Below are 13,157 nucleotides of genomic sequence, written 5' to 3' on the forward strand. Positions count from 1 at the left end.
GGTTCACTCCTTAACCGCTCCTGCCCGGTACCCGACACCGCGAACGGTCAGCACAACGTCAGGGTTTTCCGGGTCGTGTTCTACTTTGGCACGCAACCGCTGAATATGAACGTTGACAAGCCGAGTATCTGCCGAGTGGCGGTAGCCCCAGACCTGTTCGAGTAACTCTTCACGTGAAAATACTTGATACGGTTTGCGTGCGAGCACAGTTAACAAATCGAATTCCAGTGGTGTTAAATGAACCGGTTGGCCGTTGCGGGTTACCTCGTGAGCTTTGAGATCAATACTCAAGTCTGCCACGCGTAAGATCTCTGCTTCAGTTTCCTGACGACGAAGACGTACCTTGACCCGAGCAAGCAACACCGAATTCTCGAATGGCTTAGTGACGTAATCATCGGCGCCTGCTTCCAAACCAGCAATCACATCGACCGAATCAGTTTTCGCACTCATCATGATAATCGGCACGTCTGATTCTTCACGCAACAAGCGGCATACCGAAACACCATCTAATCCGGGGAGCATCACATCGAGAAGCACTAAATCTGGATGCTCAGCACGGAATAACGGCAAGACGTTTGAACCATTGGCGCAAACCGAAACATCATATCCTTCTGACTCAAGAAGGATAGCGACCATCTCTGAGATACCCGGATCGTCATCCACGACGAGAATACGCATGAGTTTGCCTTTCTTTCATACAGCTACCCTCTACTCTACTAGAAGTTAGCCCTATCCTTCTTCATCAGAGACCGGAGTGAGATTATGCGGTTGATTGGCGTCAGAATCTTCTTCACCCCCACCGTCGACCACGGAAAAACGTGGCCGTGGCCGCGGGCGTGGCGTAGCGGAAATATCTACAGCGGTTCTCCGGATTTCACGCTGCGCAGGTTTCGGCGGTGGAACTTCTTTTCGTGAGGCTTCTCGGATAGCGTCAGCTAAAGCAGTGAGATCATCGGTCGACGGTGGTACTGGCTCAAATTCAGTTTTCAGGCGAATCATCTGCCATCCCACTGGGACGGTAACCGAGTGGGCGTGGTCGACACATAGATCAAACGCACCTGGCAATGGCACCGGCGATAGCGGGCCAATGACGGCGGTTGCTTGTTTATAGTCATAGGTCATCGTGGCGACTGCGGGATTTTTACAGGCGCCTCGGCTGCAATGGCGAATTGGACTCACATAACGTAGTTTACATCGCTCGTCGAAATCATTCGAAGTGGCATAAACTACGTTATGTGACTACTTTGCCAAAACGCTCTCAAGGACGACGACGGGACAGACACGGACGTGGAATTCGAGGCCCGGTTGTCGGGACAGATTCGCCAGCCTATCGCACCCGTGCACGTAAATTCGACGACATTTTGGCGTGGGAACTGGATGAGTTTCGCAAGCATTTAGGACACGTGCTCCTACGCTACGATTTTGCTGTTCTTGACGTGCCCGCAACTGATCCTGCTCCCTGGGAAGATGGAGTTCCCTTAGCCCGGTTCCTACCGTTTGAGCGGCCATCGAAAATTTTGGGTCGAATAGTTTTCTATCGAATGCCCATGACAATGGCTGCCTTAGCTGAGGAAGATCCGCGTACTTTTATTCACAACGTTATGGTAAGCCAAATCGCCACGGCATTGAACGCTTCTGCAGACGATATTGATTTTACGCGATGACATCCAGCTCAATGCCTTCACGGACCAACGCTGATTGTTATGGCTTGGTCTTGGGCACCTTGCGAAACGAGCGGAACATACGCGATACCAGTTCCGTTATTCAATGGCGTTGTTATTTCGACGCCGACGTTGAGCAACCGTGAACTATCGAGCCACACGAAGTGTGTTCCGGGTGCGATATCGATCATCTGGGTGCCCGAGAGGCGTTCCGTCGTAGAATAAGTTTCCTTGCCGGTTTCGTCATACCCAGTTACCGTAACCTCAGATTCATCTGGCGATACGGCAATCAGACGTGCGTCTCCGACACCTATTGCTGCTCCCCCGGCACGAATTGGAGTTTGTGAAGCTATCCATGCATGATCGCTAGCACCACCCGAAGCAAGAGCAATCTCGGCGCTTGCTGTCATAGGTTGGTCTGCTGAGATTTGTACCGCATAAGTACCGGCTGGCAATCCATCAAGTGTCAAATCTAATACGGACTGAGCAGGAACTGTCACTTCCGGAGTTCCTGGTAGAGGTTGTTCAGTTTCGCCTATCAAGCTGATCTGCGCGGTTAATTCATCGGCATGCGGGTTGACAATACGTAATGTTGCTGTTCGTTCTTCAGCAGGAATACTCGCATCTGCTGCCACTTTTTCTGGCACCACAATACCCGGTATCACGATCTTAGTTGCGATTTCCGAATTACTGATAACCGATACCCCACTTGGGGTGAACCCCTCGAGTTCATTTGTTTGCATCGTCGCCGCAAACGTTCCCGAATCAGAAGAAAGATGAAGTGCGAGTTGTTGGGTGTCTGGGATAAGGCCATCCATGTTTAGCTCGGTTGTTGATTGGGGTGCAATCGCAATCTGTTGCGAGCTCGTTAAATCTACCTGACCGCGTTCACCGTAGGCGGTGAGAGTCACGGTAATCGGATTTTGCCCTGGATTGGCAATACTCACAACGTTGTACGTACCTGTTTGAGCCTTACTACCAACCAGCCACATGGATTGGCGTGTCCACTGGCATGGATTAACTGCTAGCCCGCGCATATCACCGCCACCGATACGCGCATACGATCCGCCCATAAATCTCTTTGCAGATACGTCAGAGCTCGAGGTCAGCACCGTTCCTGCACCTAGTTCCGGCGCAAAATCTTGCCTCGTTGCCGAAATAGTCGGCGGCGATGTGAGCGTTTGGCTTCGGTTATCAAACCACTGTCCATTGTGAACGAAAACTGATGCACCAGCAAGAACTGATTCTGCTTCCTGAGTGACATTGACACCTTCTTCCACCGTGCGCCTAAGGCCAGGGGTGCAAGCAAGAGCAAATGTCTGACCCTCCGGTAGATAGCGTGTGGGTTCGACACTCTCATGGACAATCGGCTTCATGGCCAATCCGCCAACAACTACTCCTCCAGCTAGCGCAAGGATGGCAATTGCTGAAACTAATGGTTTGAATTTCATAGTTGTACTCTCCGGCCGATGCGCGGTAGACCTGCCAAGATACCTATAGCCATGAATAGATATTGGACTAAGGTCAGCATTTCATGCACTGTGTTGTCTGGTTCAACGACAAGCTCGCCGGAGGCACCTGGTGGAACGGCAAATGCTTGTTGCCAGCCCAGCTTCGCTATGTCAAGTTCCTGATCACCAACGCGTGCGCGCCAGTGTGGCCAGACCCGCTCCGGGATAACAACAATTCGTTCAGAGGCTACGCCCGTCAACAACTGAGGACGTCCTACAAAGGCATGAACAACTGGTTCATCGACGTCGTCAACCCGCCAGAAATCCCCGGATTCGTGTCCGGAAACATACGTGATGTTAGGTAATGCATTGAGCGCAGCTACGAGCTGTGCCCGTTCGAGACTGTCTCCTGGCGGCACAAGAATAAGGGAAACACCATGCACCCGAAGTGCCGAGTTAACTGACTGTGAACGTCCAATAATATTTGCGATTGTTTGGGCAAGTTCTTCAGTGGCCCAGCTATCGATTCCTTTTGCTCGACCACTCATACTAGCTTCAGTTAGCTCAGTTCCATATCCACGCCACAGCTGGGCAACAATCCGATCAGCGTCAACCGACAAACTTAAAACCTTCGATCCCGAGCGTTGATCTTCAACTCCGACTGCTGGAAGTAAAGTTTGGGATACTGGAGCAACCTCACGCAACTGTGCAACACTGAGCACAAAATGAGTGGTTGTTCCGAAAACTCCTAGCACTAAAATTATGCCGATAACCGCGACACTAAGATGCTTAAAACCAAACGATGAGGCTCGTAGCCAGGTTCTCCCTCCGGCAAATCCATACGCAACAGCCATCACCAGTGAGACCCAGGTCAGTTCCTGCCCTAAACCAGACCATAAATTCAGTGCCGGGTCCGTAATACGTGTAGTTCCCAAAGCAAGCAACATGCCGAGAATCGCCCACAGCCACGCCACACGAATACGCCCATAGAGCGATGTTCGAACCAATACGACAACAGCGACGGCCACCAACCCAGCCGGCAGGGCAAATGCTATTGTTGACCAACCAAGCGGCCACGGCGACGCATACGGGACCAAATCAAGTACATCACGCCCACTACTGAGATCACGCTGGACGATACCGGTAGTGGTGAAAAGGTAACGTTCCCTAGCTAGATACAATCCAGGAAGATGAACCACCATAGCTGGCAAAGCGAGGAAAAACCATCGCCACCGACGTTGATGGGCGATAAAACCAAGCACGCACAGCCCCACACAGAGCACAGAAAATATCGGTGCTGCAAGCGAGGCGATCATCATAAAGAACGCCAACATACTTGCGTCACGGCTGTTGTTTCGCCATGCCCCGCCTAACGCATAGGCACAACCAGATAGCCCTGTAAAAGCTACGACGCCCGCAACCCTACCCGTCGCCAGTGAAATCAGAAACACCGGGGAAACAATCCACACCACAGTGAGCACAACACGTGCCGGCCAGCTCACAACGACTCGGCCCACCGCCGCATATGCCAGCAACGCGACCAACGGCAATGCCAGATACATCAGCACGGTCACGAGTTGCCCGAGAGTGATCTGGAACGGCTGCAACAATGCGAGTGGCAGGGAGAGGAAAACCCATAAAGGATCTATTGTTCCGGGAAAACCGTCTGCTGAGGAAATCCATCCCGTCATAGCTTCACGCGTAAGGTCAAACCCCGTCAACGAGCTTACTGCCAAGCCACCGCCGGTTAAGGCTCCGTTGGAAGCAACCGGAATAAAAATAATACCAGCGAGTACCGTCGATAATGCCAGCGTAAGCATGCGTCCAATACGCACGCCACGAGAATGCTCTCGCCATTCCATAATCGTGAATTGATCCGGAGCTTGTGACAATGCTGCCGCGTCTGCGTGTGCGCGCCGTGATTGCCGTTTGGCTAGCCGGACACTCCACGGTTTTTCTTCTAACGCAGCCAAGGCACGACGCGGTACTCGACGTACCGCGCGGTTGCGCCGTCGGGAATGGTAGATCGCTGGTAGCAAGCCAGCAAGTTTCCATCCGGCAACAAGTTCGGCACGACTGTATGCGACATCTTTGCCCATCAACCGTAAAAAAGCACGCGGGATACTGCCTACCACATACGACAGCCACAGGAATGGCACCAGCACCGTCGGGGCAGCAATTAAGGCGTTATGGAGTTGTGCCGCTCGGCGAGCAGCAAACGATATCACTCGCGGTTGCCCTAAGGATATTTGCTTGTGACGGACCCGCGCCTTTGGTTCGATCACTACTCTAAAACCTGCGCAACGGAATCGACGGCAAAGTTCTAGGCCCTCACCAAACGGCCCGAAAGCTTCATCAAATCCGCTACATTCGTCAAACGTCGATGCACGCACTAGCATTCCGGCAGAGCCAACTGCCAAAACATCTGTGCGCGAATCGAGCTGACCTTGGTCAATTTCTCCCGGCTCGACATCTGGTATCCGGCGAGCTGAACGCGTTGCCCGGATACCGACCTCTAGAAGGGTGCGGTGCTGCGAACCCCAACCAATCTGTTTGGCGCCCACTGCGCCGATCTGCCGGGAGGCTTCCCCAGTTTGCACAAGAAGCTCTAAAGACTGATGTTCTGGAGCGCTATCGGCATGCAAGAACCATATCCAAGGGTCAGTTAATGGACGATTTTCGATCGTCGCAGCTACTGCACGCCCGAACGTTTTCTGCTCGCCGATTGTGACAACGTCGGCATCGGGATACGCATCCGCAACAATGGATACATGCTCAGGTTCTGCAACTCCAACGACCACATGTGTAGCTTGGTAGGTTTGCGTTTTTAGTGCATGTAGCGTTTCAGGTAAAAATGCGACGTCATGACGTTGGGAAATAACTACAGCTGTTACCCGGTCGCGACTGAATTCATTCATGGGATCGTCCAGCGGTGGCTGCACTACCCGCGCGAACCCCGAGCTACCTTCCGTTCGCGAGCCATACGCTTGCGATCATTGTCGGACGTGCCACCCCAGATTCCGTGGCGAATATCGTGTGAGACGGCATACTCCAAGCACTCTGCCCTTACTGAGCAACTCGCACATACCGATGTTGCAGGGGCGGTAGAACCGCCTTTTTCCGGATAGAAAATATCTGGATCAGTTTGGGCGCACAACGCCTCTTCCATCCAGCTAAGATCTTCAGCAACAAGCGTGCCATACCCAAGATTAAAGATTCCCTGCATGAGGGCCTGGGCATTGGGCGCATCGGAATTACTGTCCGTCACTTGTGCCTCTGGTTCCCACATACGATAGTCCCTTCGAAAAAACTTGCTATGTAAATTACACGCGTGTCATACCCCAAAAGTCAAGGCGATAAGGCAAACTGCCCCCTAGCATTCGAAATAATCACACGAAAAGAGAAAACATGTCTTACCAACCTGCTGATGTCATCTCCGCGATGCTCACACGCGGAACTATGCCGGCTTTGACCTGGTATGGGGACGGTGAGCGCATAGAGCTGTCCGGAAAAGTCACAGCTATGCACATCGTGAAAATTTTGCAGTATCTGCGTGATGATCTCGGACTCGATGCGAACTCCCGTCTTATCCTCGACCTACCGATACATTGGAAAAGCATACTGTGGCATCTGGCCGGATTAGTGACCGGGTGCCAGGTTCTTACTGAAGTTGAACAGCTTTCCTGGGACGACGTCGTCATTACTAACACTCCGGAGGCCGAGCCAGACGACGGCGTGCACCTGGCACTCAACCTGCAGTCGCTTGCGCTGTCTTGGAACGGGCCTTTACCTATCGGATACGAAGATGCGACTGCCGCCTCGATGCGCTTTTCCGACACAATCGACACTTCAACTCTCCACGCCGAGCAACTTACCGTCGAACTGCCACCACAAACGGCAAGTAGCTCACTAGCAATCTATCCCACAACGTTTTCTGATGTCACTACACGGTTGATCGGAGCTATAATAAGTAACCACAACTTGGTGATAATTACCCCAGAAAATAACGAAGAAGCCATTCTTAAAGCTGAAAACGCGACGATATGGGATAGAATTTGACCACTCACTGATTGCCAACCTTTCGGCAGCACTGTTTTTATTACTAAGCGAAGTAGGACTAGAGCGTGAAACATTCGAGCGACACTTCTCAACTGCCCCAAAGGTCAGCAACCCATCAACGTAAATTAAACCCGTGGCGCAACCGCATTCGGGCGTTCCTCTTAACGCTCTTAGCCTGTACTCTCACTGGCGGGACAGCACTCGCGACAATGCTCCAACAGTTGCAGAGTTCGATTAAGCAACACGATGTCTCGAATTTAGTCGTCCAAGAAGATCGTCCAGTCGAAAACCAGGCTCCGCTTGATCAAAAAGCTGGCAAGCCACTAAATATTTTACTCCTTGGTGCAGATCAGGCCGACGGCGGAGTCCAGCGTTCGGATACGACTATGCTCGTCCACGTTTCAGCCGATCGCCAGCGCGTCGATGTCGTCTCAATCCCACGCGACACTCTTGTTGATATTCCGCCTTGCATGATGGGCAATGATGAATCTTCTTACCGTCAAACAGATGCGATGTTCAATGCCGCTTTCTCTACTGGTGGTACCTTTGGCGGGTCGGTAGCACAAGCTGCTGCGTGTACAATGCGTACCGTTGAGGAACTCACCAACATCTATATCGACGGATTTGCCGTGTTAAATTTTGATTCATTCCGTGACGTAGTAAACACCATCGGCGGAATCGATATGTGCTTCAATGAGGATATTGACGACGCATACTCCGGTATTAGTCTCAGTGCTGGTTGCCATCATTTAGATGGAACTCAAGCTCTTGGCATTGCTCGTGCACGCTATTCCATTGGCGACGGGTCTGACATCGGTCGTATTTCACGCCAACATCAGGTTGTGACGGCGATTGTGAAGAAAACATTGGCACTCAACCTGTTCACGGATATCCCAACGCTCTACGGTATCCTCAAGGACGTCACTAGCCATATGGATCTTTCATCGGGACTTGGCGACATCCAGTGGCTAGGTGGCTTTGCTTACTCGCTTCGAAATGTCGATCCGGACGAAATTAATTTTACAACTATGCCATTTATCTACGAAGGCCCGCGTGTACGGCCATCGTACTCAGCCTCATTAGTATGGAAGGCACTAGTTGAGGACCAACCCATCCCAGCTGAAGCTTCGGCTAATGACTCTGGCCCGGACATTGTTCGCAGTGTAACTCCAGAACAGTTAGAAGAATTCTCCAATAACCTCGGCTCTGGGCTTGTCCAGTAATTGTTAGGATTGACCTGTGACTCAACCTCCGTCATTCGAACCTCGCAAGCGGCGCCCGCGTCCACATGCCCAGGGCGCCCGACCAGTCGGACGCCCATCGTCGAGTGCGTCGCAAACACGTCCGACTTCTCGGCCTACAGGTTCCGAATCACACCAGTCAAGTGCTCACGCCCGCGATCAGCGTTCGGCGGCAAGCCAGGCTCGCGCCCCACGCGGTCCGATCAGGAGATCTGCTTTCCGCGATCCTCAGTCACGAGCAGAGCATGCGCCAACTCCAATGCCCGAAGGCTCGACCTCGCATGGTGCGATGCCTCCGTCGGTTCCACCCCAGCCCTCTCATGAGCGCGCTACTAACCGGCAGGCCACTCCTGTGCGGCTACCACGCACTGCCGGCGACTCTCCTCGCCCCCGCGCTAGTGTGCCTAGTCCACATTCGCCGTCAGGCAACACCGAGCCGAATCCCCACCGTGCTACTCGCCGCAGCTGGCAATATTATGCAAAAGCTAGTGCGATAGTGGTCGCGCTTTTTGTTTTTGCAACAGTTGGTTGGGGCTACTATCTCTATGATCTCGGTGATTCTCAAATGTCTCGAACCTCAGCTTTGACTGGCCGGCCACCGACTCCCGGAACTACCTATCTGATCGTGGGTTCAGATGAACGCGGTGGTGTTGTCGATGATCCCACGGAAGGTCATCGTGCCGATACTATTATGGTGTTGCACGTACCCGATTCTGGAACAACATCGTTAACCTCGATTCCGCGTGATTCGCTTGTCGATTATCCAGATGGGGACGCCGGAAAAATTAATGCTTCATTCAATATCGATGGCGCACACTCATTAGTTGCGACTGTGGAAAATCTCAGTGGCTTAACCGTTGATCACTACGTGCAGATCGGCATGGATGGCGTCAAACAGCTCACAGATGCGGTTGGCGGAGTGAATCTTTGCCTCGATTACGATGTGGATGATCCGTACTCCACACTCGTGTGGGAGGCCGGTTGTCACGACGTCGATGGTACGACAGCGCTCGCTTTCTCTCGCATGCGCTACCAGGATCCGTTGGGCGATATTGGGCGTACCGCACGTCAACGTCAGGTGGTTTCTAAAATTATTAGTAAGGCCGCCTCTACGTCGACCTTCTTCAACCCTGGTAAGCAACGCCAGCTTGTCGAATCCGCCGCAGCAGTCCTGACAGCCGATACGTCTGACTCCTTGCTTGACGTCGCTTGGGCTGGTCTTGCGTTGCGCAACGCAATGGGCCCCGATGGCCTCATGGGCGCACCACCGATTAGCTCATTAAATTATGTCGGCTATGATGGAGCATCGTACGTGTTGCTCGACGAAGATACCATAGATAATTTCTGGGCAGAGGTTCGTGACGGTACAGTCACGAACGATTCCTTCGCTTCGTTCTAACGTTCCTTCTGGTTCTTTTGGCTATCGTTGTCTGAGCTTAACGTCGACGACGGCGTGAGGCTAAAGAAATAACGGCTCCTTGAGGAACTACATGACTAGGATCAAGATGCTCTGGGACCGAAGGAAGCGTCAGTGTGAACTCTGCAGGCTGTCGCGTGGTCAGTTCTAAGCGTCCGCCATTGCTCGAGGCGAGTTGACGGGCCACTGCTAGACCAATTCCGGTTGAGCCCGATCCAGAAACGCCTTTGTGGAAAATCGTATCGCCAAGTTCGTCGGGCACTCCTGGTCCTTCGTCACGCACCTTTATGTTGATCATTCGCCCGGATTTGATTGGTGTAATGGTCGTTGTACCGGCACCATATTTCAACGAGTTTTCGAGCAGGGTCGCAATGATTTGAGAAAGAGATCCAGGAGTGGCGAGTACGAAGTCGTAGTCGCCGTCACCAAGCACAAGCTCACGGTGTTCGTTGCGAAAAACAGCGTTCCATTCATCGTATTGTTGCTCGCAGATCTCACGAATCGATACTGCTTCGGTTGTTGCACTCACGTCAGATGCTGAGGTGCGCATCAGCTCGGCAACCACACCACTGAGCCGGTCGATCTGTTCAAGGGCGCGGGATGCTTCTTCACGTACTTCGTCGTCGTCGGATAAATACTGGATTTCTTCGACCCGCATGGATAATGCAGTCAGTGGAGTGCGTAACTGGTGGGCAGCATCTGCCGCAAATTGGCGTTCGGCAGCGATCCGTCCGGCCATACGTGTAGCAGTTCGTTCGAGCTCTTGATAAACTAGATCGATTTCCTCGATGCCCGACGGTTCCATGTGTGGCCGCACGCGCCCATTTCCGATTTGCTCAGCAGTAGCTGCGAGTAACACAAGTGGATCAGAGAGCGTACGAGCTCGACGGTGGGCAACGAGACCACCGACTGCGTATGCGGAAACGACGAGCACTAAGGCTGCACCACAGAGTTTAAAAATATTACCGAGTGCCGCGTATTTCGGAGCGGAAATCGTCACCAGCGTACCTTGTGGGGAGAAGCGACGGATCTCAAAGCGCAACGGAGCAACCGGGTTTGTTGATTCAAATGTTTGCCCGTTGGGATAAGCTACGGAAATATGAACTTCAGATAGTCGTGAGGATTCGGCAAGTGAATTGAGCAGATTCGGCCAGACTTTAGCATCATTTTGCTCGAGGCGGCCAATGATCTCAACAACCGTTTGTGAACGCACCTCGATGCTGGTTTGGGTATCGCGCCAGATAAGGAAACTTCCTAATAAGACTCCCGGAATCGCAAAAAATAGCACTGCAACAGCTACCACGACTCGCATCAACTCGATTGTGCGTTGCCGCATCTTTTACCTTTTCTAGTCGAAACTTTTCTGGCACCGATTCCCGAACAACGGGTAAAGCCTTGTCACTGTGTTTCGAAGCGGAAACCCATACCTCGTACGGTAGAAATATAATGCGGTTCGCTGACGTCTTCACCTAGCTTGCGGCGCAACCACGAAATGTGCATGTCGAGCTTTTTGGTTGATGTTTCGACGTCTTTGCCCCACATCGTTGACATGAGGGTCTCACGTGAAACCACAGAGCCCGCTGAGCGCAACAAAATGGTCAAAAGCTCAAACTCTTTGCCGGTCAACTGAAGCTCTTCGTCACCGAGATATGCACGATGGGCGCCGATATCGACAGAGACGTCTTGGGCTTTGAGCATGCCGGTAGCTTCTTCATGAGGCGAGGTACGGCGCAATAGTGCCCGCACTCGAGCCAATAACTCGGCCAAACGGAAAGGTTTTGTTACGTAGTCATCAGCACCGGCGTCGAGACCGACAACCATATCAACTTCTTCAGCACGCGCAGTCAAGATCAAAATTGGGAACGATTGCCCCGCGGTGCGTGCGGCACGTGCAACATCCAGTCCATCCACGTCTGGTAAACCTAGATCGAGAACCATGAGGTCGATCGAGGAGGAGACCAGATCAATAGCTGCCTGCCCGTTATCGACGGCGGTCACATCATAACCTTCACGGGTAAAGGCTCGCACGAGCGGTCCAGAAATAGCCGCATCATCTTCGACAATAAGTACTTTAGTCATATCCAATTCCCTGCTTATGTAGAAACACCAGCTTAGCCTAGTAAACCGCTACTATCTATAGTAAAGGAACATTCAACTTTTTGTGGTCAGGATCCTGAACTTTTTTCCACAAATAATTGAGCGGCGTCTATATTACCAATGCCTTGCAGATCTGGAGAACCGAAGGGTTCAATCCGATAGGCTCGCTCATTGGCTTTCATCAACGCCTCAGCAGTGCTGCGATCGACAAGAATTCCACCGACAGGAGCGACTGAGCATAGGCGCGACGCCAGGTTGACCTTGGGCCCAAATACGTCGCCAAAACGCGAGACCAAACCGCCCCATACCAACGATGCACGCACTTGCGGCATCCCTGGAGTTTCATCCAGAGCTTGAACAATTTCCGAAACGACTGTGGCACCGATTTCTAAATCATCGGAAATATATAGGACCGCATCACCAACCGTTTTCACGACCCGTGCACCGTAGGACGAGATGACATCTCGGGAGGTGAACTCAAAGGTCTGGATAAAATCGACGAGTTGGTGGGGAGATAATTCGCCTGAACGCTGAGTAAATGAGACCAGATCAACAAACCCCACTGCTCGGGTAAGTGGCATAGCATCTTCCCCGTGATACGACATACCTTCTAGTTCAACTTCAGTTCGTCGCAAGAATGCAGTCAGGTGGCGGCGCCATGCGTATTTGGTTTGGTAGACCAAGAATTGTTCATAATCTTGGATGTGGTCTAAAACCCAGTAGCGCGCCGAGACTTCATCTAATCCGTATCTATTTTCTGCTTCCTCAACTAGAGCTTCATACTGCCACAACACAATCCGATCTGCGAGATGCGACTGTGCGCGGATAAGCGAATTTTGTGTATCCTCATCCATTTTTCCACGCTCGACGAAATCTTGGTGCGCGCGCATCACATCGATGTCATATTCAGTGAAAAGGACCGATTCAGCATTGCTAATGTATGGGAAACCCATTGCACGCCAAAAACGTCGCACAGAATCGACATCCATTCCAGCGAGCTCTGCGGCTTGATGGACAGCGTATTTCGGGGCGCCACCTAAGAGCCGTCGAGCATGTTTTTCGACGGTGGTGAGTTCATCCTCCTGCGGAGAATTCGGTGTGTTTTGTATCACATCAACCACTTTAGCAACTAATTCTCAATATTTGAAGAGATTTCCACAATCAATATTGCAACTCCCCTAGATTACTACGATTTCATTCTTGCCGGGTACCTGCACACTGGGTACCGGTA

Annotated in this window: 12 protein-coding genes; 4 read left to right on the forward strand and 8 right to left on the reverse strand. The window is 52.0% G+C overall.

What is annotated here, in order from left to right:
- Window positions 1-3 precede the first annotated feature (3 nt).
- Both mtrA and JTE88_RS07205 read right to left on the reverse strand, forming a co-directional pair.
- Window positions 4-678 carry an MtrAB system response regulator MtrA gene (mtrA, locus tag JTE88_RS07200; RefSeq protein ID WP_204423938.1) on the reverse strand — a complete coding sequence of 225 codons (675 nt, stop codon included), beginning with the start codon at window positions 676-678 and terminating at the stop codon, window positions 4-6.
- Window positions 679-729: 51 nt separating this feature from the next.
- The gene (locus JTE88_RS07205; RefSeq protein ID WP_204423940.1) at window positions 730-1,179 is read right to left on the reverse strand and encodes a DUF3499 domain-containing protein; all 450 of its coding nucleotides are present in this window, start codon (window positions 1,177-1,179) and stop codon (window positions 730-732) included.
- A 56-nt stretch (window positions 1,180-1,235) separates the two neighbouring features.
- Between JTE88_RS07205 and JTE88_RS07210 the strand changes: the two genes are divergently transcribed.
- Window positions 1,236-1,664: a metallopeptidase family protein gene (locus tag JTE88_RS07210; RefSeq protein ID WP_204423942.1), complete on the forward strand. Its 429-nt coding sequence runs from the start codon at window positions 1,236-1,238 to the stop codon at window positions 1,662-1,664.
- A 17-nt stretch (window positions 1,665-1,681) separates the two neighbouring features.
- On the opposite strand, the gene JTE88_RS07215 is transcribed toward JTE88_RS07210, so the two are convergent.
- From JTE88_RS07215 to JTE88_RS07225, 3 genes are read right to left on the reverse strand one after another with little or no spacing between them, the layout of a single operon-like run.
- On the reverse strand, window positions 1,682-3,112 hold the full coding sequence (locus tag JTE88_RS07215; RefSeq protein ID WP_204423944.1) for a DUF5719 family protein: 1,431 nt from the start codon (window positions 3,110-3,112) through the stop codon (window positions 1,682-1,684).
- Window positions 3,109-6,030, reverse strand: coding sequence for a glycosyltransferase (locus tag JTE88_RS07220; protein ID WP_204423946.1), 2,922 nt, complete (start codon window positions 6,028-6,030; stop codon window positions 3,109-3,111). Before JTE88_RS07220 ends, JTE88_RS07215 begins: the two co-directional genes overlap by 4 nt.
- Window positions 6,031-6,053: 23 nt before the next feature.
- Complete coding sequence (locus tag JTE88_RS07225; protein WP_204425829.1) at window positions 6,054-6,338, reverse strand: WhiB family transcriptional regulator; 285 nt, start codon at window positions 6,336-6,338, stop codon at window positions 6,054-6,056.
- A gap of 182 nt (window positions 6,339-6,520) precedes the next feature.
- On the opposite strand from JTE88_RS07225, the gene JTE88_RS07230 reads away from it, so the two are divergent.
- From JTE88_RS07230 to JTE88_RS09095, 3 genes are all read left to right on the forward strand, one after another.
- Window positions 6,521-7,171: a TIGR03089 family protein gene (locus tag JTE88_RS07230; protein ID WP_204423947.1), complete on the forward strand. Its 651-nt coding sequence runs from the start codon at window positions 6,521-6,523 to the stop codon at window positions 7,169-7,171.
- A gap of 65 nt (window positions 7,172-7,236) precedes the next feature.
- A complete protein-coding gene (locus JTE88_RS07235) occupies window positions 7,237-8,394 on the forward strand; it encodes an LCP family protein (protein WP_204423949.1) in 1,158 nt (385 codons plus the stop codon).
- 16 nt (window positions 8,395-8,410) lie between these two features.
- Window positions 8,411-9,811 (forward strand): LCP family protein, encoded by a 1,401-nt coding sequence (locus JTE88_RS09095; RefSeq protein WP_239519506.1) that lies wholly within the window; start codon window positions 8,411-8,413, stop codon window positions 9,809-9,811.
- 37 nt (window positions 9,812-9,848) lie between these two features.
- Here JTE88_RS09095 and JTE88_RS07245 read toward each other — a convergent pair whose 3' ends face one another.
- From JTE88_RS07245 to JTE88_RS07255, 3 genes are all read right to left on the reverse strand, one after another.
- The gene (locus JTE88_RS07245; RefSeq protein WP_204423951.1) at window positions 9,849-11,165 is read right to left on the reverse strand and encodes a sensor histidine kinase; all 1,317 of its coding nucleotides are present in this window, start codon (window positions 11,163-11,165) and stop codon (window positions 9,849-9,851) included.
- A 62-nt stretch (window positions 11,166-11,227) separates the two neighbouring features.
- Window positions 11,228-11,908: a response regulator transcription factor gene (locus tag JTE88_RS07250; RefSeq protein WP_204423952.1), complete on the reverse strand. Its 681-nt coding sequence runs from the start codon at window positions 11,906-11,908 to the stop codon at window positions 11,228-11,230.
- Window positions 11,909-11,994: 86 nt separating this feature from the next.
- Entirely contained in the window at window positions 11,995-13,038 is a 1,044-nt protein-coding gene (locus JTE88_RS07255; RefSeq protein ID WP_239519507.1) for an adenylate/guanylate cyclase domain-containing protein, read from the reverse strand.
- Between the last annotated feature and the right edge of the window lie 119 nt (window positions 13,039-13,157).

It is taken from the genome of Arcanobacterium phocisimile (assembly GCF_016904675.1).
In the GTDB taxonomy this organism is placed as follows: Bacteria; Actinomycetota; Actinomycetes; order Actinomycetales; family Actinomycetaceae; genus Arcanobacterium; species Arcanobacterium phocisimile.